This window comes from Qipengyuania qiaonensis (assembly GCF_019711515.1).
GTDB lineage: Bacteria > Pseudomonadota > Alphaproteobacteria > Sphingomonadales > Sphingomonadaceae > Qipengyuania > Qipengyuania qiaonensis.
The window spans coordinates 297,728-321,025 of record NZ_JAIGNO010000002.1 but is presented as its reverse complement, the minus strand read 5'-3'; the positions used below and the strand labels follow the sequence as shown (position 1 = coordinate 321,025).

Here is a 23,298-nt window from a genome sequence, read left to right as displayed (position 1 = left end):
TCTTCGAGAAAGGACGCCAAATTTTACACATCTCCATCGATATGAAAAGATTTCGGGCATTTTTTTACACGTCATGTCGAATAGATAAAACCCAGGCGAACTTTTTGCTCAAAGCAGTTTCCCCTGCTTGGTCGTTTCCTCGCGCCTGGCCTTCTTTGCCAAGCTCGTATCGACCCATGGAATATCGGGCCGTTTGTTCTGAAACAGTTCGGCCAGCGTGATGATCTGCAACCGCGCGTGCTTGCGCCCGGTATATTCGTTTTCCCAAAAGCCGACCGCTGCCGCATCGCGTTCCATGGCGCGGGTGGGCAGTTGATTTGTAATCAACACGCCGATCTTTGCGCCCTCGCGGTCCATCACTTGGGCCAGACGGCCCACGTCCTTGGGGCCTGTGCCGCCACCCTTGACCTCGACGATGGCCTTTTCGGTCTTCTTGCCGTCGGGCTTGAACCAGATGATCCCATCGATCCCGCCGTCCGGCCCCTTGCGCCCGCCCTTCCACGGATCGGCATCGACGACGGACAGCGCCCACAGCTCGAACTGATGCTTGTCTCGCTTGGCGAGGTCTTCGGCGGATTTGAGCGATTGCGGGCGGCCCTTCACCTCGAATTCGATGCCGGGAAAAGCATCCTTCATCCGCTTTTCGATCAGCCCGATCGCGAGGTGGGTGACGTCGATCCCGATCCACTGCCGCCCCAGCTTCTGCGCCGCATGGACCGCCGTGCCGCAACCGCAGAACGGATCGAGGACTACATCGCCTTCGTTGGACGAAGCCGAGATGATCCGCTCGAGGAGCGCGAGGGGCTTTTGGGTGGGGTAGGGAAGCATCTCGTTTGAACGATTGTTGATAACCGGGATATCAGTCCAAATATTTTGGACTGGCACGCCCGGCATTTCATCCAAATAGCGCTTATAGGCTGGAACTGCGCCTTCCCGGGTTTGAACGATCCTGCCTTCCGCGATCAGCCCGTCCATTCTCTCTTTTGAGTATCGCCAGTGCCGGGAGACCCCCATTACCTCGTAATAGGGGTTACCTTTTGCCGCCCCTCCCGGGCCTTGGATGTTATCTAGGCGATAGCGACGTCCATTCTCATCTACTCGGCGATAATCTCGATCAATATAGGACTGGTCGTATGGGCCATAGAGTGTGTGCCAAACACGCTCACTTCCACCCTTCGCGTAAAACAGGATCGTATCCGAAATTCGACCATAGTGCTTAGACCCTTGGCTGCTGTCGCTGTGGGCATGCGAGCGTTTCCAAATGATTTCATTTACAAAGTTGCGCGGCCCAAACACTCCGTCCAGCAGCAGCTTGAGGTAGTGACTCGCGGTCGGGTCGCAGTGGAGGTAGAGCGAGCCGGTCGGCTTCAGCACCCGGTGCAGTTCGATCAGCCGCACTGCCATCATCGCGAGATAGGCCATCATGTCGTTGTCGCCGAGAAACTCGCGCATTGCGCGCAGCAGCGTGAAGGCATCGGTATTGCCGCTGCGCATCACCTCGTCGAAGGCATCCTCGGCGCTATCGTTCCAATGCCAGGTATCCTCGAACGCTTCGATCTGGCTTTCGGACTGCGCGCCTTCGGGAGACTTGAACAGGATATTGTAATTGGCGTTCGAATTGAACGGCGGGTCGAGATAGACCAGATCGACGCTCTCATCCGCGACATGCTCGCGCAGGACATGCAGATTGTCGCCGAAGTAAAGTGTATTGCTCAAGAAACGGCTCCCTCGCGCCCCGTTCTAGCGCAGCGGAGTCGCGCCGCAAGTAGCGGATTTTCCTACATGCCGCGCGCCTGCTAATCCGGCAGCGGCTCTTTCATACCGTCGATCCCGAAATCCCGCTTCCGCCACCGCAGGCGTATGCCCACACACGGCTCGCGCAAGCCGGGCTTTTTTGCGCCTGGACAGTGTAACACCCGGTCCATGTGTCAGACTTCGCCGCTCGAAGCTGAACGGATGGCGCGTTAATCAGGCCGTCGTGAAGCGCAGCGGCAGCGTCTTGAGCCCGCCGACGAAGGTCGACTTGCTGCGCGCCGGTGCGCCGGCCAGTTCGACCGTGGCGATCCGGTCGAGCAGCGTCTCGAACAGGATGCGCATCTCCAGCCGCGCGAGATGCAGGCCGAGGCACTGATGCGCGCCCGCGCCGAAGGCGAGGTGGCGGTTGGGGCTGCGCGCGGCGTCGAACTTGCGCGGATCGTCGAACACCGAAGGATCGTGATTGGCCGCGACGTAGTTCATCATCAGCCAGTCGCCCCTGGCGATGGGCTGGCCGCCGATCTCCGTATCCTCGGCCGCGGTGCGCATGAAGTGCTGCACCGGCGTGGTCCAGCGGATGGCTTCCTCGACGATGCCGGGCAGCAGGCTGCGGTCCGCGCGCACCCGGGCCCATTGCTCCGGGTCCTGCGCCAGGGCCAGCATCGCGCCCGCCGTGCTGGCGCTGGTCGTATCGTGCCCGGCGGCGGCGAGGATGATGTAATAGCCCATCATGTCGCGATCGTTCAGCGGTTCGCCGTCGATCACGGCATTGGCGATGGTACTGGCGACGTCCTCGGTCGGGTTGGCGCGGCGCTCCGCCGTCAGCTTGGCGAAATAGGCCTCGAAGTCCTTGACCGCGCCCGCCACCAGCTGGGTGATCGCCTCTGGCGGGAGGTCCTTCATGCCCGACTGGTTGAGGTCTTCGTCGCTGCCGCCGAACAACTGCTGGGTGAGCATCAGCATGCGCGGCTCGTCTGCCTCCGGCACGCCCAGGATCTGCATCACGACATGCAGCGGATAGGGGGCGGACACGGTCTTGACGAAGTCGGCCTCCTCGCCGCCGGCCAGCAGCCGGTCGACCGCGGCGTTGGCGATGGCGCGGATATCGTCTTCCACGCCGCGCAGGTTCTTGGGCATGAACCATTCCTGCGTCAGCTTGCGGTACTTCATGTGGATCGGCGCATCGAAGGTAACGAGGCTGGCAACCATGTGCTCGCTGCCGCCGCTGAACGCCTTGGCGAACTCGATCCCCTCGGTCAGGCTGAAGACGACGGAATGCGGGTTGTTGAGGAAGGTGGTGTTGTCCTTCGACATGCGCATCACGTCGTCATAGCGCGTGACCAGCCAGAAGGGCGGGTGGACGGCATCGTCGTCCGCATCGACCCAGGCCACCGGCGCTTCCGCGCGCAAGCGGTCGAACGTGTCGAGAATGCCGTCCCATTCGGCATAGCTTTCGGGCGAGATGACCTGGCGTGCCGTTTCCGGATCGAGCCGGGGCTTCTCCTGCGTCGCCATCATGCCCGCTCCGTCGCGTGTTCGGCCTGCGCCAGATACTCGTCGCGCAGTTCGCGCTTGTAGAGCTTGCCGTTCGCCTCGCGCGGCAGCTGCGCGCGGAAATCGAACAGCTTGGGCATCTTGATCTTCGACAGGTTGGGGGCAAGGAAATCGCGCAGCTCCGCCTCGAGCGCCGCCCCGGCATCGGCCATGTCCATCGGCTGGACCACCGCGACCACCTTCTCGCCGAAATCGGGGCAGGGCGCGCCGATCACCGCTGCGTCCATCACCTTGTCGTGCGTGACCAGCAGGTTCTCGATCTCCTGCGGGTAGATGTTGACCCCGCCGCTGATGATCATGTGGCTCTTGCGGTCGGTAAGGTAGAGATAACCGTCCTCGTCCACATGCCCGATATCGCCGAGCGTCATCCACCCCTTGGGATGCATGGCCTCGCGCGTCTTCTCGGGGTCGTTGTGATAGGTTGGGATAAGGTCGTTCTCGAAGAACAACAGGCCATCCTGGCCGGCCGGGATCTCCTCGCCATCCGGGCCGCAGACATGCAGCTTGCCATGGATCGCCTTGCCGACGCTACCGGGATGATCGAGCCAGTCCCCGGCCTTGATCAACGTCATGCCGATGCCTTCCGAACCCGCGTAATACTCGTTGATGATCGGCCCCCACCATTCGATCATCTCCCGCTTGATCGGAACGGGGCAGGGTGCCGCGGCATGTAGCGCGCGCTGGTGGCTCGACAGATCGTACTTCGTCCGCAGTTCGGGATCGAGCTTGAGCATGCGGACGAAATGGGTCGGCACCCACTGGCTGTCGGTCACCTTGTACGTCTCGATCGTCTCCAGCGCATGTTCGGGCTCGAACTTCTCCATCACCACCACGGTACCGCCGAGCCGTTGCGCCGTCGTGCCCCAGCCGAGCGGGGCCGCGTGATAGAGCGGTGCGGGAGAAAGGTAGACCATGCTGCCGTCGGCGGGCATGCCCGCGCCCATGATCGCGAGGCCCATCAGCGGGTTGGTTGCCTGAACATCTTCGTCGGGCGGCGGGGCAGGTTTGACGCCTTTTGGCCTGCCCGTCGTGCCCGAGGAATAGAGCATATACTGCCCCGGCGCCTGGTCGGCGATCGGCTCTGCGGACTGAGAGGCGAGGGCCGCTTCGTAGTCCTCGTCGCAAAAGCCGCCGACGATCAGCAGCGGCAATTCACTACACTCGTTCCGGATGCCGTCTATAACCTGAGCAAACTTTGTAGTCGTGAGCAGGAACTTCGCGCCCGCATCCTTGAGGATGTAGCAGATTTCGGGTGCAGTCAGCCGGGTCGATATCGGGACCATCATCGTGCCCGCACGCTGCGAGCCCCAGACGACCTGCAGGTAATGCGCGTTGTTCTCCATCAGCACCGCGAAAGGATCGCCACGCTTCAGCCCCCGCGCGCGCAGCAACTGCGCGAAGCGGTTGGCATAATCGTCCATCTCGCCGAAGCTCACGGTCTCGCCGCTGGCGGCCATGACAATAGCGGGATGGTCCGGGCGCGTCTGCGCATGGGCGATAGGGTGCATGGGTAGGCTCTCTCCTCTCCGGGGCCCGCTTCTCGAGGAGCGGATTCATCCAGTTTCGAGAAGAAACCTACTCAACCCTAACGCTTGGGCAAGAGAAAAGGCGGCAGGATCGCCCCTGCCGCCTTTTCTCTTGCCTGGAAGGCTTGACGATCAGTTGTCGTCGCCGTCACCCTGCCCGCCCTTGCCTGTCGCGAGTGCGAACGCCCGCTGCGCTTCCGATTCGACCATATAGGGAACCGGATTTACGGCCTTGCCGTCAATGCGGACTTCATAGTGAAGATGCGGGCCAGTGGAGCGACCGGTCGAGCCGACATAGCCGATAAGGTCGCCCTTCTTGACGCGGCTGCCCGCCTTCACGGCAATATCCGACATGTGAGCGAACCGCGTCTGCAGGCTGGCACCATGTTCGATCGAAACATATTTGCCGTAACTCGAGAACCATTCCGCCTTGCTGACATAACCATCGGCAGTGGCGTAAATAGGCGTGCCAATCGGCGCGGCGAGATCGACGCCCTTGTGGTTGCGACGGCCGCCCAGGACGGGATGGGTCCGCATGCCGAAGTCGCTGGTCAGCTTGGTATCGTTCAGCGGCATGCGCGACGGCACGGAGACGACTGCGGCAGGAGGCGTCGAACGGTCCAGATTGTCCCATTGCGCGAAAAGCTGCTTGAACTGCGCGTCGTCTCCCGACTGGGCCGGGGCAGCGACCTTGCTCATATCGATCGCGCCGACTGCGGCGGCTGCATTGGTTTCCTGCGCCTGAGCCGGAGCTGCGGCGATGCCGAAACCGGCCACAATTGCGAGAGCAAGCGTATTGCGCTTGGTGATCATGCTAACCCGTCCATCCGGCGCTGTTGCGCGCCTGTTCGATCCCTAGCGAATACAGCGTCCCGTGCTGTTTCCGCCCTTGATTTGTCACTGCCGGAACCCCCCGGCGTCTCGTGAGTTTGGGTTATCGGTGAAAAAGTTAATCAGGCAATACTCGCATAATAGTGGCGCGGTAGGCCGCCTGCGAAACGCGCTGAGTCGTTGAAAGGGCCCTTCAGGCGCCCCGAAAAGTGTCTCTGCACCAGATTTTTCCAAGATTTCTGTGGGTTCTCGCCACGTACGGCGCAAAGGGCATGAAAGTGCTTGGAGCCTGCCGCGACATGCCGAATCTCGTCGTCAAGGATTCTTTCGAGAATTTTCGCCCCGTTTTCATCGCCTTGAGCCCGCACGCGCTCCAGCGTTGCCGGTGTGACGTCCAACCCTCGCGCCTCGAGAACCATCGGAACAACGGCAAGCCTTGCTGCGACGTCATGAGCCGTGTCTTGCGCGGCGCTCCACAACCCGTCGTGCACAGGCAACGATCCATAGGAAGAGCCGAGCGAATCGAGTTTTCGGGCAATCAAGGCGAAATGCATCGCCTCGTCCGCAGCAACCGCCAGAAAGTCGGAAACGAAGTCCTCGCCCATCGATTCGCCGAAACGTCCCGCCATGTCGAGCGCGAGATCGATGGCGACGAATTCGATATGCGCGAGCGCATGCCACAACGCGATACGATTGCGTTCCGAGCCCATCTTGCCGCGCTTGTTCATGCGGCCCGGCGGTAGCAGTTCGAGATTGGCCGGCCAGGCCGGTCGCTCGGGCATCTCGACATCGAAGACGAATTCGAGCCGCCCGAGACGCCAGTCGCGTGCCACCTGCCGTGCAGCGAACGCCTTGCCCTTCGCTTCTCCGGTCAGCAGCGCCCTGCGGATAACGCTCGCGACGTTACGGCGCGGCGCTGTCATGTCGAGCGGGCAGCGTCGAGCACTTCTTGGGCGTGGCCCTTGACCTTCACCTTCGGCCAGACGCGCAGGATTTTGCCGTCATCGCCAAGGAGGTAAGTCGACCGCACCATTCCCATGAAAGTCTTCCCGTACATCTGCTTCTCGGTCCAGACGCCCAGTTCGTCCGACACCCCGTTTTCCGCGGCATCGGTCGCGAGCTCGACAGTGAGGTCGTGCTTGGCAATGAAGTTTTGATGCTTCTTCGCCGAATCCTTGCTGACGCCAAGCAGGCGCGCTCCGGCCTTGTCGAACTCTCCCTTGAGCTCGGAAAAATCTTTTGCCTCGGTCGTGCAACCGGGGGTGTTGTCCTTGGGATAGAAGAACAGCACGGCCTTGCCGCCCTTCAGGTCTGCCTTTGAAATCGTGCCGCCATCGGGCGTTTCCATCGAGAAGTCGGGAAAGGCATCGCCTTCGCCATATGTCTTGGTCATTCGTCCATCTCCAGAGTTTCGCCGAATTTTTCCTGCCACGCCATCGCGACGTCATCTCGCGCCGATCCAAGTCGCTTTACCAATTGCCCGTAATTCTCGCACTCGCTCAGCCGCGCCAGCAATGCCGCAGCAGCGGGTTGAGGTCGCACCAGGTCGGGCGCGAGCAATCGCGTACCGACCAGCAGGCGCGTCATCAAGCCGTGCGCATCCGCGATGGCAGCAGGCAAGCGACCAGCCTGGACCAGCGATGCAATGGCCTCACCAAGATCGGGCGTCTGCGCCTCGCGATGGCAAAGCTGGAGGAAGTGAACCAGGAATTCGATGTCGATCAGGCCGCCACGCAGCAGCTTGGCATCTAGTGTTCCCTTGGGCCGCTTGTGCGCCGCCATATCGCTGCGCATTGTCAGCACGTCGGTCCGCAATGCCTCCCGATCACGCTCCCGGCGCAGGATCGACGTCACGATCTCATCCACCTCTTCGCGAGCCGCCCTGCTGCCGACCAGCACCCGTGTGCGGGTGAGCGCCATATGCTCCCAAGTCCAGGCATCCTCGCGCTGATACCGCGCAAAACTCTCCACGCTGACCGCGATCGGCCCCTGATTTCCCTGCGGGCGCAGACGCGTATCGACATCGTAGAGAGCGCCTTGAGCCGTCGGCACGCTGAGCGCGGCTGTGACGCGCTGGGCGAGACGATTGAAATAGAGCGTTGCCCCAAGCGGGCGGTCGCCATCGGATTCGCCCTCATGGGTACCGGTGAAGAGATAGATGATGTCGAGATCGGACGCATGAGTGAGCGCCCCGCCGCCCAGCCGGCCGAGACCAAGCACGACAAGTTCGCTGCCCGGGATACGTCCATGCTTCGCCCCGAACTCCTCGGTCGCCGCGTCTATCGCGACCTGCAATGCCGCTTCGGCAGTGCGCGAGAGGGCGACAGCGATGTCCAGCGGATCATGCGCCGCCTCGATCAGTTGCACGCCCAAAGCGAAGCGCGTTTCGCCCGTTACGACACGCAATCGATCGAGCCGCATCTCGTAATCGTCGCCGCGCTCGCGCCGACCCATCTTTACGGCGATTTCCTCCACGCTTCCGGGAAGGTCCAGCGCGCGGCGATCGATCAACGCGTCGAGCAGATCGGGCCGTCGGGCAAGGTCGTCGGCCAGAGGCGGTGCAAGCGTCAGGCAATCGGCCAGCAGCGCAAACAGGCCGGGTCGCGCCTCGAGCAAGCGGAACAGGTTAATGGCGCTCGGCAAGCGCGAAACGAGACTTTCCCAGCGCACCACGGCCGCACCCGGATCCGGTGAGGCGGCAATGGACGCGATGAGATCGGAGCGTATCGCCTCGAACGCACCCAGCGCCGCCGTGCTGCGCAGCGCCTGATACTGACCATCGGTCCAGCCCACGATCCGTTCGGCCAGCTCGGCCGGCACAGCGGGGGCCACCCCCTCGTCCGGCACGACATGCGGTGCGTTCTTCGGAACGGATATCCGATCCTCGTCGAGCAGCGCGTCGAACCGCTCTGCGACCGGCCGGGCGAGGTTCCGGACGTGATCGACCAGTGCCGCACCGTCGGAAAGGCCGTGCAATCGCGCGACATTCTCGAGCGCGTCACCGGCAGGCAAGGAATGAGTCTGGTTGTCGCCGACCATCTGCAGCCGGTGCTCGATCGTGCGCAGACCGTCGTAACTGTCGCCGAGTGCCCTGGCGTCCTCTTTCGAGATCCGCCCGGTCGCAGCCAGCGCATCGAGCGCCGCGCGTGTCCCGCGAACTCTCAGCGAAGGGTCGCGCCCTCCGTGAATCAGCTGGTGCGTCTGCCCGAAAAACTCGATCTCGCGAATGCCTCCGCGACCCAGTTTCAGGTTGTAGCCGGGTTCGGGAACGGGCGGGCCGCGTTGTTCGTCGCGGATCCGGTGCGTCAGACGCCGCACCTCGTCGATCGCGCCGAAATCGAGACTTCGACGCCAGACGAAGGGACGGATATGGTCGAGAAACGCCTCGCCCGCCGCAATGTCGCCTGCACAGGCGCGGGCGCGAATAAAGGCCGCACGCTCCCACGCCAGAGCAGAACTTTCGTAATGCGTAATCGCCGCGTCGAGCGGGATGGCCAGCGGACTGACTTCCGAGGCCGGGCGCAGGCGCAAGTCGACCCGAAAGACGTAGCCTTCGCTCGTAACTTCCGACAGCAACCTTACAACCTCGCGCGCATAGCGTTGCGCTGCCTCGCCCGGTTCGTCGCGATCGCGACGCGGTAGTGCCACGGGATCGTAGAGCAGGATCGGGTCGATATCCGACGAATAGTTCAGTTCGCCCGCGCCATGCTTGCCCAGCGCCAGCCCGATCATTCCCGCTGGGTGGACATCCGGCGCACGCCTGGCGATCGCCGCCTCGATCGCCGCATGCAAGGACCGATCGGCAAAGGTCGACAGTTCGCGCATAACCTTTTCAAGGTCGAACGCCTGGGCCAGATCGCCGATCGCCAGCACCAATGCGAGGCCAAGGCGTTGGCGCCGCAGTGCCGTAGCGACGTCATCGCCTTCCGCGCGCTTGGCCCTAAGTAGCGCCGCTTCGCCGTCCCCGGCATCCAACATCTCAGCCAATCCCGGTCGTCGCTCCAGGGCGCGTGCCAGAAAAGGTGCGTGCGCCCGCGCGCGCTGCAGGGCAGAGGTCCAGTCGACAGCCATCGCCCGCTCCCTGCCGCGTGGCGTTCCGGCGCGCAAGCTTGCCCTCGCGCCGCCATGCTGACAAGAAGCCCGCCGATGCCAGACGAGAAAAGAGGGACCTCCCTTATGAAACGCTTTACGATCGCCGCCGGTGCGGCATTGCTGCTGTCCGCCTGCTCGATGGGGCAGGATGCCGAGAGTGCCGATGCTGCGCTCGATCTGCCCGACGTGGCCGACGGAACATTGTCCAAAGAGACGATGAAGCGCGTTACCGAGCGCTTGGCCTCGGACGAGTTCGAAGGCCGTGCGCCGGGCACGCCGGGCGAGGAAAAGACTGTCGCCTACCTGATCGAGGAATTCGAGAAAGCAGGTCTGGAACCCGGCAATAACGGTAGCTGGGTGCAGGACGTCCCGCTGGTCGAGATTACCGGCAAGGACTTTGCCCCGTTGACGATCTCCGGCGGGGAGAGCGGAGACATGCGGCTCACTTATGCGACGGACTGGGTGGGCGTCAGCTATCGCGAAGATGTCGAGACCAACCTGGAAGACAGCGAACTGGTTTTCGTCGGCTACGGCATCAATGCGCCGGAGAAAGGCTGGAACGATTACGAAGGTCTGGACATGACGGGCAAGACCGCGGTCATCCTCGTCAACGACCCCGATTTCGGCACCGAGTCGCTGGAGGGCCCGTTCAACGGCAAGGCCATGACCTATTACGGCCGCTGGACCTACAAATATGAGGAGGCCGGCCGCCAAGGTGCGGCAGGCGCGATCATCATCCACGATACCGACCCGGCGAGTTACGGTTGGAATGTCGTCGAAAGCAGCTGGTCGGGCCCGCAAGCATATGCCGCGCGCGGGGACAACCCGCCCCCGATGACCAAGCTGAACGGCTGGGTGCAGAAGGAAAAGGCGGGCGAAATCATGGCTGCAGCGGGGCAGGATCTGGACAAGTTGATGGCTGCCGCGCGTGAAAAAGACTTCAAGGCCGTACCGCTCGGCCTCACCGCATCCACGAATTTCCGCAACGACATCCGTACCTTCGCTTCCAAGAACGTGATCGGCATGCTGCCGGGCAGCGAGCGAGCCGACGAATATGTGATGCACACTGCGCATTGGGACCATCTCGGCCGCTGCACGCCCGCGCCAGATGGCGACGACATCTGCAATGGCGCTGTCGACAACGCGACCGGCACCGCGGCACTGGTCGCGCTGGCCGAAGCGCATGCAAAGGCCGGACCTGCCAAGCGCAGCCTCGTCTTCCTCGCAGTAACCGCAGAAGAATCGGGCCTTCTCGGTGCGGACTATTATGCCGCAAACCCGGTTTTCCCGCTCAACAAGACCGTTGGCGGGATCAACATGGACGCCTTCCTCATGGCAGGCGCGGCGAAGGATGTAACCGTCGTCGGCCCCGGCAAGTCGCAGCTCGACCTTTTCCTCGACAAGGCGCTGATGAACGATGACCGCGTGACCACCCCGAACCCCAACCCTGAGGCGGGCTATTACTATCGTTCGGACCATTTCGCCTTCGCCAAGCGCGGCGTGCCGATGCTCTATCTCGATGGCGGCGAAGACCTGATCGAGGGAGGCACGGAGGCAGGCGCCGCAATTGCCGCCGACTATCGCGAAAACCGCTACCATGGGCCCAAGGACGAATACGATCCGAACTGGGACTGGTCGGGCGTCATGAGCGATCTGGCGCTGTTCTATCGCATCGGGCGGATGCTCGCCGACAGCACCAGTTGGCCCAACTGGAACGAGGGCGATGAATTCAAGGCTACGCGCGACGAGGACTGCGCCACCGAAGGTGCGGGCTGCAGCGTCTGACCTGCCTCACAAGGGAAACCGATCCGTGAGCTTTGGTATGCCGCCCGAATGGGCGCCGCAGGACTGGCTGTGGATCGGTTTCCCGCATGACGCGGAGGAATGGCCCGAAGTACTCCCGCGCGCGCAGGAGCAGATCGCCGCTTTCGCGAATGCGGTTGCCGAAAGCGGGCAGGAAGTTCGCCTGCTGGTGCGAGACGACGTCAACGAGGCACGAGCGCGCCAGCTCGTGACTGGCGGCGTCAAGCTGGAGCGCCGCAGCTATGGCGACGTCTGGTTGCGCGACACGGGGCCGTTGGTGCTGTGCGACAGCGAGGGCAACCGCGCGGCGCGGCGCTTCGGTTTCAATGGCTGGGGCGGCAAATATCTGATGGATGGCGATCAGACGATCGGTGCCGAACTAGCCCATGACGCCGGCCTGCCCCTCCAAATCGCCGACTGGATCCTAGAGGGCGGGGCTATCGATGGCGATGGAGCCGGCCTGGTCGTGACAACGGAGCAATGCCTGCTCAACCCCAATCGCAACCCGCGCCTTTCGCGCGCGCAAATCGAAGAACGGCTAAGGCGCCACCTCGGCTTCGCCCGCGTTCTGTGGCTGGGCGAGGGGCTCATCAACGACCATACCGATGGCCATGTCGACAATCTCGGCCGGTTCGTTGCGGCCAACACGCTATGCCTGCCACGCGCTACGGGCAAAGGCGATCCGAACGCGGCGATCTATGCCGATGCCAGACGACGCGCCGAGGACGCCGGCGTTGCGGTAACAGAAATTCCGTCACCCGGCCTAATAACCGGCGGCGACCGAATCGAACCGGCGAGCTATGCCAATTTCGCAATCACCAGCCATCTCGTGGTGGTGCCCACCTTCGGCAGCCCCCATGACGAAGAGGGGGTTGCCGCCATATCCGAACTCTTCCCCGACCGGGCGACCGTCGGTTTGCCGGCCGACGCCGTGCTGGCAGGAGGCGGCGGCTTTCACTGCGCCAGCCAGCAAATGCCATCGACCGGATGGCGATCTTAACCTTTCGTTAGGGATTGCAGCCGAGAATGGCCGCATGGCCAAAGCTATCGCTCTCACCCGCCTGCATATCGCTCCACTCCCGGTGGCGGCAATTGCGCGCGCAATGATCGTGAGCGGCTGTGGTCTTGCGCTGATGTTGGCAGGGCCCGTCCTGCCGTTCTGATCGGCATGTAACCCGTTCCCCAGTCCGTTCGAATGCCGTGCAAGGAGATTGCGCGCATGAAGAACCTCGCCCTGCTGCTAGCCATTCCCGCCGTGGCAATTGCAGCCGTCGCGCTGAAAGGCGAAGCGTCTTCCGCGCGCACTGTACCGGCGCCGGATCCCGATGCTCCGGTGCTCGTCGAACTTTTCACCAGCCAGGGCTGCAGCAGTTGCCCGCCTGCCGACGCGCTGGCCAAGCGGCTGGCGCGCGAAAAGGGCGTGGTCGTGATCTCCCGCCCTGTGACCTATTGGGACCGGCTCGGCTGGAAGGACACGCTGGCGCGCGAAGACAACACGCAGTTGCAGCGTGCCTACGCGCTTCGCGGACTTGCCGGGAACAACGGTGTCTATACCCCGCAGATTGTGGTCGACGGCAGGCGCGGCACGGTCGGATCGAACGAGACGCAGGTGCGCCAGATGATCGGTTACGAACGCGCCGCAAAAGCAGCCATTGCAATCCGCAGGCAGGATGATGGGTCGCTGGTCGTCGGGCTAGCAGGCGCTGCGCCCAACGGGGCAGAGCTGGTCCTTGTCGCCCTGCGCTCGCATGTCACCGTCCGTATCCTATCCGGCGAGAACGGCAGACGCGCGATCGGCTATACCAATGTATTGGTAGACGAACAGCGTGTGATCGATTGGGCCGGAGGCAAGGCGGGCGTCCGTATCGCCGCAAGCGACATGGCGGTTCCGCAGGCCGATCGCTTCGCTCTCGTCTTGCGCGAAAAGGATGCCGGCGAAGTGCTCGCCGCACGCCTGCTCGGCTAGAGCAGGCGGGCAGCGAGCGCAGCGCCCGGTTGCCAGGCCTCGTAACGGGCCAGCGGGTCCATGCGCAGAGCCTCGCTTTAGCGCAGGTCGGGCGGGGTCGCCTCGTCCTTCAGCATCGCTATAGCCTCAGCGAGCGGCATCACCTTCTGGTGCTGCTGGCCGAGCGTGCGGACGGCAACGGTACCTTCCTCCGCTTCGCGATTGCCGACAACCAGCAGGTGCGGGACCTTGGCGAGTGAGTGCTCGCGGACCTTGTAGTTGATCTTCTCGTTGCGCAGGTCGCTTTCGACGCGGATACCGGCCGCCGCTAGTTGATCAAACACATCCGTGGCATAGCCGTCCGCATCGGAGGTGATCGTTGCCACCACCGCCTGCACCGGGGCCAGCCACGTCGGCAGGCGGCCGGCGAAATGCTCTATCAGGATGCCGATGAAGCGCTCGTAACTGCCGAAGATCGCGCGGTGCAGCATGACCGGACGGTGTTTTTCGCCATCCTCGCCAATATAATTCGCATCGAGACGATCGGGCAGCACGCGGTCGCCCTGGATCGTGCCGACCTGCCAGGTGCGGCCGATGGCATCGGTGAGGTGCCATTCGAGCTTCGGCGCGTAAAAGGCGCCTTCGCCCGGCAGTTCTTCCCAGCCGAACTCATCGCTCATCATGCCGGCTTCTTCGACGGCGTCACGCAGTTCCTGTTCGGCCTTGTCCCAATCGGCGTCGGAGCCGAGCCGCTTTTCGGGGCGCAGCGCCAGCTTGATCGCGAAGTCGAACCCGAAATCCTTGTAGACGCCCTCGGCGAGCTTGCAGAATGCGCGTACTTCCTCGACCACCTGCTTCTCGGTGCAGAAGATATGCGCGTCGTCCTGCGTGAACTGGCGCACGCGCATCAGCCCGTGGAGCGCGCCATGCGGTTCGTTGCGGTGGCAGCAGCCCATTTCGCCCAGCCGGATCGGCAGGTCGCGATAGGAGGTGATGCCCTGCTTGAAGACGAGCACATGCGCCGGGCAATTCATCGGCTTGATGGCCATCCAGTCGGCGTCCGCCGCCACCTTCGGCTCCGCGCCAGCACCGCTATCGTCCACTTCGGGTACCATGTCGGGCACGGCGAACATGTTCTCGGCATATTTGCCCCAGTGCCCGGACTGTTCCCACTGGCGCACATCCATCAGCTGCGGCGTCTTGATCTCGCGATAGCCCGCGCCGTCCATCTTGCGGCGCATATAGGCTTCGAGTTCGCGCCAGATGCGATAGCCATTCGGGTGCCAGAAAACGCTGCCATGCGCCTCTTCCTGCAGGTGGAACAGGTCCATCTCGCGGCCCAGCTTGCGATGGTCGCGCTTCGCCGCCTCTTCCAGCCGCATCAGATGCGCGTCGAGCTGCTTCTTGTTGAGCCAGCCCGTGCCGTAGATGCGCGTCAGCTGCGGATTGTTCTGATCGCCGCGCCAATAGGCACCCGCCACGCGCGTCAGCTTGAAGGCCTGCGGGTCGAGCTTGCCCGTGCTGGCGAGATGCGGCCCGCGGCACATGTCGAGCCAGTCGCCACCCGACCAGTAGACGGTCAGTTCCTCGTTTTCGGGCAATTCGCGCGCCCATTCCGCCTTGAAGACCTCGCCCTCGGCTTCCCACTTGTCGATCAGCTGCTGGCGGCTCCAGACTTCGCGTCGGAGCGGCTTGTCCGCGCGGATGATCTCGCGCATTTTTTCCTCGATCGCGGGAAGATCGTCCATGCTGAACGGGTCGCGGCTTTCGGGCGCCTTCACGTCGTAATAGAAGCCGTCATCGGTCGCCGGGCCGAAAGTGATCTGCGTACCGGGCCACAGCGCCTGCACCGCTTCGGCCAGGACATGCGCGAAATCGTGACGAGCCAGTTCGAGCGCGTCCTGTTCGTCGCGCGAGGTGACCAGGGCCAGCTCGGCATCGCCATCGAAGGGGCGGTTGATATCGCGCAGCTCGCCATCGACGCGTGCGGCGATCGCCGCCTTGGCGAGACCGGGGCCGATTGCCGCCGCCACGTCGGCGGGCGTGGACCCGGCTTCCATTTCGCGCACCGAACCGTCGGGCAGGCTGATCTTGAGCAGTTCCGTCATCGTCTCATCCGTATCAATTGTCGCGCCCATGGCACAGGCGCGCGCGGCCTTGAAGCGGCGTTTGCGAGAAACTTGCGATTTCGGGAGGAAACGCCCACCGCCCGAAACCGGGCGGCGGTGGATCGCTCAAGCCGCGACCGACCGCCCCCGGACGCCCGGGGTAGTGGTAGTCGTGGTCGTGATCCGCAGATGCGTCATGTCGGTCGAGATAACCCCGGCGCGCCCAATTCTCAACCCACGTCGAGCATCCGGCTTCCCGCCAAGGTCGTGACGCGCTTGGTCGCAGTGACGCCTGCCCCCTTCTCGCGCACACTCGAAAGGAACCGGAATTCGCACGAAGCGCTCCCCGGCGTGAGTTCGACCGCCATGTAACCGCGGCGGGAACCGTCCATCCATTTGAGCTGCCGGTTATGGGCAATGGTGGCGCGTTCGAGATCGGATGTCGGGAGATAGGACGCATAGCTTTCGAGGCCTGGCGAAGTGACGCCCTGCACCCCGAATTCCACGCCCACCTTGGCGCCCGCCCGATCCAGATCGAAAGCCCAGGCATTGTGCGTATCGCCCGCCAGGCTGACGATATTCGCATCGGCCTCGAGCGCCGATTCGAACAGGCGATCGCGCGCCGCCGGATAGCCGTCCCACGCGTCCATGTTGAGCGGCAGTTCGGCGCGGCCGGCCATCGTGCCCGCCAGGATCCGTTGGCGCACATAGTCCGGCAGGTCTGCCGGCAGTCCTTCGGCAAGAACGGGTGCCGTGGCGAGATTTCCCATCAGCACCTGCTGGACCAGTACCTGCCACGGCTTGCCCGCACCGGCCGACCGTTTGAGCCCATCGGCCAGCCATGCCTGCTGCTGCATGCCGAGCATCTCGCGCCCGGGATCGCGATACGCGCCTTCGCGAAAGGCGATCAGCGCGGCCATCGCATCGTCTGGAGAGGTCTTGCCCGCAAGGATGCTGCCATAGGAAAACTGTTCGGCGCGCGCCGTCAGCCGGGTCTCGAGCCTGAACAGCGTTGCCAGATTGCCGACCTCGTAAGCGGCCCAGGGCTCGTCCGATACCGGCATCCATTCGCGATAGGCCTTGACCGCCGTCGCCTTGCGCACGGACCACTCGCCTTCGGTCTCCGGCTGATGGTTCTGCGCACCGTCCTTCCACGAGTCGTTGGCACTTTCGTGGTCGTCCCAACCCGCGATCATCGGATAGAGTTGGTGCAGGCGGCGCAGATCCGGATCGCGGCGATAGGTGGCATAGCGCAGCCGATAGTCGGCGAGGCTAACGACCTCGCTCGCCGGAAACAGTGTACGGCCAGGCTGGGCCTCGTCGCTCGACGGATAGGTACCCGGCCCGTATTCGTAGAAATAGTCGCCCAGATGCAGCGCGCAGTCGAAATTGCCGTCGACCGCAGCATGGGCATAGGCGTTGAACCAGCCGAAGCCGAGATTCGAGCATGAGAAGACCGCCATGCGAAACTTCTCGGTCGGGCCGTCCGGCAGCGTCTTGGTCCGCCCGACATCGGATTGCGAGCCATCGGGTGCGGTGAAACGGAAATAATACCAATGCCCGGGTTGGAGCCCTTCGGCCCAAGCCTTGCAGCACCAGTCGTTATCCGCGCTGGCGGTGACCTGACCGCCCGAAGCCGCACGCGCGAAGTCGGGCGATTCGCTCAGTTCGAATTCGAGCGAGGTATCCCCGTTGCCGACATAGCGCGTCCACACCAGCACCCGCCCCGACCCGGGCTCGCCACTCGCGACGCCATGCGTGAAGCCGGCTGCCGGGTCCTGCGCTGCCAACGGCGCGCCTGCGGCGCCCAGTCCGAGCAAGCCTCCCTTAAGCAGGGTACGGCGATCGAGTGCAGGCGTACGGGCGGCGGCGGGCGGTTCGGTTGCGATCATGACGTTCTCCTTACTTGCCCTCTGCCTGCATCCTGTGACCATGCGGTGACAAGCAAGAACGAAAATAGGAAAGCACCCACGTCAAAAAGGAAAGGGTGCTTGACAAAATCCGACTCCTATGACAATGATACTTTACATATAGAAAAGGAGATTTGTCATGACCCAGACCCGGAAGGTCCTTGTGCCGGTTACCGCAATGATCGCAGTCGCCATCCTCGCCGTGTTCGATGTTATTCCCGAACAGATCGCGCAGTTCGCTCCCGTCGCACTGTTCGCGCTTCTTCCCGGTGCCTGGATTGGTCGCAATTGCTGCCGGACGCAGGGGGCCTGAACCATGGCAATCCGTTGGACCCCCGCAGCCAAGCGCTATACGCGCCGCCTCGCGGTGCTGATGGCGCTCTATATCGTCACACTCTTCACGGCTGTATCGCTGTTCCGTCTCGACAAGGTCAGCGCTTCACTGGCCTGGCCGCTGGCCATAGCCCCGGCCATCCCCATCATCGGGGTGTTCTGGGCGGTCATGCGCTTCATTGTCGAGGAGAAGGACGAATTCATCCGCCTGCTCATAGTGCGGCAGTGCCTGTTCGCCACCGGCTTCTGCCTGACCATCATGACAGTTTGGGAGTTCCTCCAGAATTTCGAACTCGTTCCGGCGGGCAATGGCGGCTTCGGCGCGGCGTTCTTCTGGTTCATAGGTCTGGGCATAGGCGCGATCTACAACAAGCTGACCATGGGCACGGCGGGAACCTGGACGTGAAGAACCGCCTCAAGGTCCTGCGGGCCGAGCGTGACTGGAGCCAGCAGGATCTGGCTACGCGGCTCGAGGTTTCGCGCCAGAGCGTCAACGCCATCGAAACCGGACGCTACGACCCCTCGCTTCCGCTGGCCTTCCGGATCGCCGATGTCTTCGGCCTTGCCATCGAAGAGATTTTCCTGCGCGAAGAATAAGGGGCTCTCCGATTGACACTGCGCGTGCGATCCCCGACCAAGCGCGCTGGATCGGAAGGGGTTTTACAGGAATGCATGGGTCGCACGATGTGGACGAGACGGACAGCGCTTTCGTCTTCGAAGGAAACTGGCGCGAGTTCGCGAAGATCGCCTTCCCGAACCTGCTGCTGACGATCGTCACGCTGGGCATATACCGGTTCTGGGCAACTGCGCGCGAGCGGCGCTACCTCTGGTCGCGCACCAAATTCGTCGACGAGCATCTCGAATGGGCGGGCACGGGAATGGAACTGTTCCTGGGTTTCATCATCGTCCTGGTTCTGTTCGGCGTTCCTTATTTCGGTTTGACGTTTATCGCCCAATCGCTGATCGTCCGCGGCTACGAAGCCGTTGGCGCGGGTCTCGGATTTCTCGCGATCCTGTCGATCTTCTATCTCGGCGGCGTCGCCCGCTTCCGGGCCCTGCGATACCGGCTGTCACGCAGCCGGTGGCGCGGTATCCGGGGAGGGAGCAATGATGGCGGCTTCGTTTTCGGCCTGTCCTATATGTGGAAGACCGTCGTCGGCTGGATCCCGCTCGGCCTGCTGGTCCCCTGGTCGATGACCAGCCTGTGGAACGAGCGGTGGAACAAGATGAGCTTCGGCCCCTACCAGTTCGAAGCCGATGCCCATTCCGGAAACGTCTTCGCCCGCTTCCTGCTGTTCTATCTGGCGCCCGTCGTGATGTTCGTCGGCATGCTGATCATGGGCGGGATGGGGATGCTCGCCGGCTATGGGTTCGGCGGGGAGGACGGCATGGCCATTGGCGGGCTTGTCGGTCTGATCGGTATCGTGCTGTTCTTCTATCTCGGGCTTGGGCTTATCGCGGTTGCATTCTACGCGAAATTCTATCGTGAAGCGGTCGGCTCGACCCGCTGGCACGACCTGCATTTCAGCTTCGAGGCATCGACCATGGACTGGGTCAAGTTGCTGATCGTCGATGCGCTGCTGGTGGTCTTCACCTTCGGGATCGGCTTCATCTTCCTGTCCTATCGCCACTGGAAGTTCTTCATGACGCATCTGGAAGCGGGTGGGGAAATCCTACTCGACGAACTCACCCAGTCGCAAACGGCGACCGCCAAGCATGGCGAAGGCCTGCTCGACGCCTTCGACATGGGCGCGATCTGACGCGATGGACGAGGCGTTTCGAGTTGCAGCCGAATGGTACGACGGCACGAACGCCGTGCGTCATTCCGGTAATCTGAGCTGGGACGGTAGCGGACGTTTTTCGCTGGTGGCACCGGCATCGCAAATGGAATTCGAAGCGGCCGATCTGCGTTTCGGCGAAACCCGGCCCGGCAAGACCGTCTATCGGCGCAAAAGCGTGCCTGACTTTCGCCTGATCCTGCCAGACGATATTCCGCCGGGCCTGGCCGCGCAGCTTCCGGCCAAAAGCGATTACGGCGCGTGGGTCGACAGAATGGGGCTCGGCAAGGCCGCGGGGATTTTCGCGGTCGTCAGCGCCGCCGCCGTCGCATTGTTCATGACCGCGCCGGACTGGCTCGGCCCGCGCATTCCAACGAGCTGGGAGCGCAATATCGGCGAGGCCATGGTCGGCGATTTCGGTGGGCGCATCTGCCATACGCCTGCAGGCGATGCGGCGCTCGCCAAGCTGCTCGCGAAAGTCGATCCGGCCGAGGAAAAAGTGCGCGCGGGCGTGGCCAATATGGACATGGTCAACGCGGTCGCCCTGCCGGGGGGACAGGTCTTGCTGTTCGACGGGCTGGTGCAGCAGGCCGAGAGTCCGGAGGAGCTGGCGGGCGTACTCGGTCACGAAGTCGGCCATGTTCGCGAACGGCATGTCATGACCGCGCTGCTGCGGCAGTTCGGCCTGTCGATCCTGCTGGCCGGGGCGGATTCGGGCGTCAGCAACAGCGTTTTCGGGCTCGCATCGATGGGCTATTCACGCGACGCCGAACGCGAAGCGGACGAATATGCGCGGGCGCGCATGGCCCAAAGCGAAATCTCGCCGCTGGGCGCGGCAGGGTTCTTCGAACGGATGGCCAAGGAACATGGCGACACCGAGAATTCGCCCGCGCTGGTCGGCTGGCTCGCGAGCCACCCGTCCTCGGGCGAGCGGGCCAAGGCCTATCGCGATGCGGTAAGGAAAGGCGCGAACTATCCACCGGTCCTGACCGCGCAGGAGTTCGAAGCGCTCAAATCGATGTGCCGGGAAGACCCCGATGTCGAGGAGTTCGATTTCTTCTGACCCTTGCAATCGACCGCCGCCACGTGAACAGCGCGAGCGCATGAGCGACACCGAGTTTCACACCATGCCCGGCGGGCGACGCATCGCGTTTCGCTTTTCGCCCAGCACCGGCCCGGCGCTGGTTTTCCTGCCCGGCTATATGTCCGATATGGCAGGCGGCAAGGCGACCGCGCTGTTCGAATGGGCGAAAGCGCGTGGGCAGGCCTGCCTGCTGCTCGACTATTCGGGATGCGGTGAAAGCGCTGGCGATTTTGCCGACGGAACGCTGTCGAAGTGGCGCGAGGAAGTGCTGGCGCTGATCGATGCCAAGCTGGATGGACAGGCCGTCGTCATCGGATCGTCGATGGGCGGCTGGCTGATGCTGCTCGTGGGGACGGCATTGGGTAGCAGGCTGACCGGTATCGTCGGTATCGCCGCCGCCCCCGATTTCACGGACTGGGGCCGTTCGGAGACGGACAAGGAGCGTCTCGCAGCGGGAAACACGATTTACGACGACAACCCGTATGGCCCCGAACCGACGCCCATGTTTCCCGGCTTCTTCGCCGACGGGCAGGCACAATTGCTGCTGAACGGCGAAATCCCGATCGATGCGCCGGTACGCCTGATTCACGGCCAGCGCGATACCGATGTGCCGTGGGATGTCAGCATGCGCCTTGCCGATGCGCTTCGTTCGGACGACATACAGGTCACGTTGATAAAGGACGGCGACCACCGGCTGTCGCGCGAACAGGATATTGCCCTGCTGTTGCGCACGGTGGGCGCGCTTTCGAAAGGTTCCGCATGATTGCCTCCGCCCTCGCCCTGTTCGTGATGCAGGTCGGCCCCGCTCCATCCACGACCCCGTTTCCCGAACTCCCGGAGGAACTTCGCGAGCGCGCGAAGCAATCGAGCGGTGAAGCAGCGCCCGGCACGGCAGGCACTTCGGGCGGCAAGCTGGCCGAATGCGTGACGCTGGCGGCCAGCGACGCCGAAGCGGCGAGCGACATGGCGCAGAACTGGCGTGAAACTGCAGATAGCCAGCTCGAACTGGCGCAATCGGCCCATTGCCTCGGCCTTGCGCTCGTCAGGCTGGACGATTTCGAAGGAGCGCAACGCGCCTTCGATCTCGCCGCCGGCGAAGTCCCGGAAGGCGCGCCCGCCTATCAGGCGAGGCTCTCGGCCATGTCCGGCAATGCCGCCATGGCGCAGGGCAAGCCGGCCATAGCAGAGATCGCCTTCGGACGCGCGGTAAGCTACGCCACGACCGCCGGCGATACCGCGCTTTCCGCGAGCGTTTCGGTCGATCGCGCCCGCGCGCTGGTCGCCCTGGGACGCAACGAAGAAGCGGCGAAGGCGCTGGCAGACGCGCGTGGAAGCGATCCGGCAAATGCACGCGCCTGGCTGCTTTCGGCCACGCTGTCACGCCGCCTGGAACGACTTGGCGAGGCGCGCGAACAGGTCGCGCAAGCTGCGCTCCTGGCACCGCAGGACCCGGCCGTAGGGCTGGAGGCGGGGGTGATCGCCGCACTTTCCGGTCGTGAAGAAGAGGCGCGGCGCAGTTTCGAATCGGTGCTGCTGGTGGCCCCGGACAGCGACGAGGCCAATCGGGCGCGCGGCTATCTCGAGCAGCTTCAATCGTGACCGATTTCTCGGTCCTCGACCTTGTCCCTGTCCGCGAAGGCGGAACTCTGGAGGAGGCATTCGCCGCCGCGACTGCGCTGGCCCGGACTGCCGAGAAGGCGGGTTGCAAGCGCTTCTGGGTTGCCGAGCATCATGCCATGGCAGGCATTGCCGGCGGCGCGACCACGGTCGTACTCGCCCATATCGGCAATGCGACTTCGACCATTCGTATCGGATCGGGCGGCATAATGCTGCCCAATCATACGCCTTTTCAGATCGCCGAACAGTTCGGAACGCTCGATGCGCTGTTTCCCAACCGGATAGATCTCGGCCTCGGACGCGCGCCGGGAGCAGGCCCCGAACTCCAACGGGCGCTGCGCAAGGACCTTCATCGTGCGGCGGAAATGTTTCCGCAGGACGTGGTCGAACTGATGGCGCTCATGGCGGGGGAGACCGCCATCCACCCCACGCCGGGCATCGGCGCGAAGCCCCAATTCTGGATGCTTGGGTCGAGCCTGTTCGGCGCACAGCTCGCGGCGAGGCTTGGCCTTCCCTATGCCTTTGCGAGCCACTTCGCGCCCGATCATCTCGATGCGGCGCTGGAGCTGTACCGCCGTGACTTTCAGCCGTCGGACACATGGGACAAACCCCATGTGATGGCGGCGATGAACCTGTTCGTTGCCGACACCGCGGAGGAAGCGGAATATCTCGCGACCTCCCAATTGCAGGCCTTCGTTGCCCTGCGCACCGGCACGCCCGGGAAGTTGCCGCCGCCCGTGCGCGGATATCGCGAACAGCTGCCGTCGCAGGCGCAGGCGATGTTGGCGCATATCGGCCAGGCGAGCGCGATCGGTACACCGCGACAGGCGGCCGAAGCGGTCCGCGCTTTCGCGGCGCGGACAATGGCAGACGAGATCGTTTTCGGCGGCAGCATGTTCGACGCCGAGGCGCGCTGCCGCTCGCTCGAACTCGCCATGGACGCGCTGGCAAACTAGGCTCGC

The 23,298-nt window shown here is 63.5% G+C and carries 21 protein-coding genes; 12 read left to right on the top strand and 9 right to left on the bottom strand.

Going from position 1 to position 23,298, the window contains the following annotated elements:
• Positions 1-108 precede the first annotated feature (108 nt).
• From K3174_RS04495 to glnE, 7 genes are all read right to left on the bottom strand, one after another.
• Positions 109-1,716, bottom strand: coding sequence for a DNA methyltransferase (locus tag K3174_RS04495; RefSeq protein ID WP_221556037.1), 1,608 nt, complete (start codon positions 1,714-1,716; stop codon positions 109-111).
• Between the two features lie 252 nt (positions 1,717-1,968).
• Positions 1,969-3,270, bottom strand: a complete 1,302-nt coding sequence (locus K3174_RS04490) for a cytochrome P450 (RefSeq protein ID WP_221556585.1) — start codon at positions 3,268-3,270, stop codon at positions 1,969-1,971.
• Positions 3,270-4,817 carry an acyl-CoA synthetase gene (locus tag K3174_RS04485; RefSeq protein ID WP_221556036.1) on the bottom strand — a complete coding sequence of 516 codons (1,548 nt, stop codon included), beginning with the start codon at positions 4,815-4,817 and terminating at the stop codon, positions 3,270-3,272. Before K3174_RS04485 ends, K3174_RS04490 begins: the two co-directional genes overlap by 1 nt.
• A 150-nt stretch (positions 4,818-4,967) precedes the next feature.
• A complete protein-coding gene (locus tag K3174_RS04480; RefSeq protein WP_221556034.1) occupies positions 4,968-5,648 on the bottom strand; it encodes a M23 family metallopeptidase in 681 nt (226 codons plus the stop codon).
• A 140-nt stretch (positions 5,649-5,788) separates the two neighbouring features.
• Complete coding sequence (locus tag K3174_RS04475) at positions 5,789-6,589, bottom strand: ferritin-like domain-containing protein (RefSeq protein ID WP_221556032.1); 801 nt, start codon at positions 6,587-6,589, stop codon at positions 5,789-5,791.
• Positions 6,586-7,059, bottom strand: coding sequence for a peroxiredoxin (locus K3174_RS04470; protein WP_221556030.1), 474 nt, complete (start codon positions 7,057-7,059; stop codon positions 6,586-6,588). Before K3174_RS04470 ends, K3174_RS04475 begins: the two co-directional genes overlap by 4 nt.
• The gene (gene glnE / locus K3174_RS04465; RefSeq protein ID WP_221556028.1) at positions 7,056-9,737 is read right to left on the bottom strand and encodes a bifunctional [glutamate--ammonia ligase]-adenylyl-L-tyrosine phosphorylase/[glutamate--ammonia-ligase] adenylyltransferase; all 2,682 of its coding nucleotides are present in this window, start codon (positions 9,735-9,737) and stop codon (positions 7,056-7,058) included. The genes K3174_RS04470 and glnE overlap by 4 nt, the downstream gene beginning before the upstream one ends.
• A gap of 105 nt (positions 9,738-9,842) precedes the next feature.
• On the opposite strand from glnE, the gene K3174_RS04460 reads away from it, so the two are divergent.
• Genes K3174_RS04460 through K3174_RS04450 form a run of 4 tightly spaced genes read left to right on the top strand, consistent with a single transcriptional unit; the run spans position 9,843 to position 13,527 of the window.
• The gene (locus K3174_RS04460) at positions 9,843-11,543 is read left to right on the top strand and encodes a M28 family metallopeptidase (protein ID WP_221556026.1); all 1,701 of its coding nucleotides are present in this window, start codon (positions 9,843-9,845) and stop codon (positions 11,541-11,543) included.
• A 37-nt stretch (positions 11,544-11,580) separates the two neighbouring features.
• Entirely contained in the window at positions 11,581-12,561 is a 981-nt protein-coding gene (locus K3174_RS04455; RefSeq protein ID WP_221556575.1) for an agmatine deiminase family protein, read from the top strand.
• Between the two features lie 34 nt (positions 12,562-12,595).
• On the top strand, positions 12,596-12,724 hold the full coding sequence (locus K3174_RS16980; RefSeq protein WP_282099672.1) for a hypothetical protein: 129 nt from the start codon (positions 12,596-12,598) through the stop codon (positions 12,722-12,724).
• 56 nt (positions 12,725-12,780) lie between these two features.
• On the top strand, positions 12,781-13,527 hold the full coding sequence (locus K3174_RS04450) for a DUF1223 domain-containing protein (RefSeq protein ID WP_221556023.1): 747 nt from the start codon (positions 12,781-12,783) through the stop codon (positions 13,525-13,527).
• A gap of 77 nt (positions 13,528-13,604) precedes the next feature.
• Here K3174_RS04450 and thrS read toward each other — a convergent pair whose 3' ends face one another.
• Together thrS and K3174_RS04440 are read right to left on the bottom strand one after the other, a co-directional pair.
• A complete protein-coding gene (gene thrS, locus K3174_RS04445) occupies positions 13,605-15,614 on the bottom strand; it encodes a threonine--tRNA ligase (RefSeq protein ID WP_221556573.1) in 2,010 nt (669 codons plus the stop codon).
• 230 nt (positions 15,615-15,844) lie between these two features.
• Positions 15,845-17,506 carry an alkaline phosphatase D family protein gene (locus tag K3174_RS04440; RefSeq protein WP_221556021.1) on the bottom strand — a complete coding sequence of 554 codons (1,662 nt, stop codon included), beginning with the start codon at positions 17,504-17,506 and terminating at the stop codon, positions 15,845-15,847.
• A 157-nt stretch (positions 17,507-17,663) separates the two neighbouring features.
• Here K3174_RS04440 and K3174_RS04435 point away from each other — a divergent pair, with 157 nt between their 5' ends.
• The 8 genes from K3174_RS04435 (at position 17,664) to K3174_RS04400 (ending at position 23,292) form a co-directional block, all read left to right on the top strand.
• Positions 17,664-17,837, top strand: coding sequence for a hypothetical protein (locus K3174_RS04435; RefSeq protein WP_221556019.1), 174 nt, complete (start codon positions 17,664-17,666; stop codon positions 17,835-17,837).
• 3 nt (positions 17,838-17,840) lie between these two features.
• Complete coding sequence (locus K3174_RS04430) at positions 17,841-18,263, top strand: hypothetical protein (protein WP_221556017.1); 423 nt, start codon at positions 17,841-17,843, stop codon at positions 18,261-18,263.
• Complete coding sequence (locus K3174_RS04425) at positions 18,260-18,454, top strand: helix-turn-helix transcriptional regulator (RefSeq protein WP_067693113.1); 195 nt, start codon at positions 18,260-18,262, stop codon at positions 18,452-18,454. The genes K3174_RS04430 and K3174_RS04425 overlap by 4 nt, the downstream gene beginning before the upstream one ends.
• 71 nt (positions 18,455-18,525) lie before the next feature.
• The gene (locus tag K3174_RS04420) at positions 18,526-19,617 is read left to right on the top strand and encodes a YjgN family protein (protein WP_221556015.1); all 1,092 of its coding nucleotides are present in this window, start codon (positions 18,526-18,528) and stop codon (positions 19,615-19,617) included.
• Positions 19,574-20,698, top strand: a complete 1,125-nt coding sequence (locus K3174_RS04415; protein WP_221556012.1) for a M48 family metallopeptidase — start codon at positions 19,574-19,576, stop codon at positions 20,696-20,698. Before K3174_RS04420 ends, K3174_RS04415 begins: the two co-directional genes overlap by 44 nt.
• A 40-nt stretch (positions 20,699-20,738) precedes the next feature.
• A complete protein-coding gene (locus tag K3174_RS04410) occupies positions 20,739-21,482 on the top strand; it encodes an alpha/beta fold hydrolase (RefSeq protein WP_221556010.1) in 744 nt (247 codons plus the stop codon).
• Positions 21,479-22,318, top strand: coding sequence for a tetratricopeptide repeat protein (locus K3174_RS04405; RefSeq protein WP_221556008.1), 840 nt, complete (start codon positions 21,479-21,481; stop codon positions 22,316-22,318). The genes K3174_RS04410 and K3174_RS04405 overlap by 4 nt, the downstream gene beginning before the upstream one ends.
• On the top strand, positions 22,315-23,292 hold the full coding sequence (locus K3174_RS04400) for an LLM class flavin-dependent oxidoreductase (RefSeq protein ID WP_221556006.1): 978 nt from the start codon (positions 22,315-22,317) through the stop codon (positions 23,290-23,292). The genes K3174_RS04405 and K3174_RS04400 overlap by 4 nt, the downstream gene beginning before the upstream one ends.
• Positions 23,293-23,298: the final 6 nt, after the last annotated feature.

Bases quoted from the DNA above. Each gene is read 5' to 3' on its own strand.
- K3174_RS04490 (WP_221556585.1), bottom strand. From the start codon at position 3,270: ATGGCGACGCAGGAGAAGCCCCGGCTCGATCCGGAAACGGCACGCCAG.
- K3174_RS04485 (WP_221556036.1), bottom strand. From the start codon at position 4,817: ATGCACCCTATCGCCCATGCGCAGACGCGCCCGGACCATCCCGCTATT.
- K3174_RS04480 (WP_221556034.1), bottom strand. From the start codon at position 5,648: ATGATCACCAAGCGCAATACGCTTGCTCTCGCAATTGTGGCCGGTTTC.
- K3174_RS04475 (WP_221556032.1), bottom strand. From the start codon at position 6,589: ATGACAGCGCCGCGCCGTAACGTCGCGAGCGTTATCCGCAGGGCGCTG.
- K3174_RS04470 (WP_221556030.1), bottom strand. From the start codon at position 7,059: ATGACCAAGACATATGGCGAAGGCGATGCCTTTCCCGACTTCTCGATG.
- glnE (WP_221556028.1), bottom strand. From the start codon at position 9,737: ATGGCTGTCGACTGGACCTCTGCCCTGCAGCGCGCGCGGGCGCACGCA.
- K3174_RS04460 (WP_221556026.1), top strand. From the start codon at position 9,843: ATGAAACGCTTTACGATCGCCGCCGGTGCGGCATTGCTGCTGTCCGCC.
- K3174_RS04455 (WP_221556575.1), top strand. From the start codon at position 11,581: ATGCCGCCCGAATGGGCGCCGCAGGACTGGCTGTGGATCGGTTTCCCG.
- K3174_RS16980 (WP_282099672.1), top strand. From the start codon at position 12,596: ATGGCCAAAGCTATCGCTCTCACCCGCCTGCATATCGCTCCACTCCCG.
- K3174_RS04450 (WP_221556023.1), top strand. From the start codon at position 12,781: ATGAAGAACCTCGCCCTGCTGCTAGCCATTCCCGCCGTGGCAATTGCA.
- thrS (WP_221556573.1), bottom strand. From the start codon at position 15,614: ATGACGGAACTGCTCAAGATCAGCCTGCCCGACGGTTCGGTGCGCGAA.
- K3174_RS04440 (WP_221556021.1), bottom strand. From the start codon at position 17,506: ATGATCGCAACCGAACCGCCCGCCGCCGCCCGTACGCCTGCACTCGAT.
- K3174_RS04435 (WP_221556019.1), top strand. From the start codon at position 17,664: ATGACCCAGACCCGGAAGGTCCTTGTGCCGGTTACCGCAATGATCGCA.
- K3174_RS04430 (WP_221556017.1), top strand. From the start codon at position 17,841: ATGGCAATCCGTTGGACCCCCGCAGCCAAGCGCTATACGCGCCGCCTC.
- K3174_RS04420 (WP_221556015.1), top strand. From the start codon at position 18,526: ATGCATGGGTCGCACGATGTGGACGAGACGGACAGCGCTTTCGTCTTC.
- K3174_RS04415 (WP_221556012.1), top strand. From the start codon at position 19,574: ATGGCGAAGGCCTGCTCGACGCCTTCGACATGGGCGCGATCTGACGCG.
- K3174_RS04410 (WP_221556010.1), top strand. From the start codon at position 20,739: ATGAGCGACACCGAGTTTCACACCATGCCCGGCGGGCGACGCATCGCG.
- K3174_RS04405 (WP_221556008.1), top strand. From the start codon at position 21,479: ATGATTGCCTCCGCCCTCGCCCTGTTCGTGATGCAGGTCGGCCCCGCT.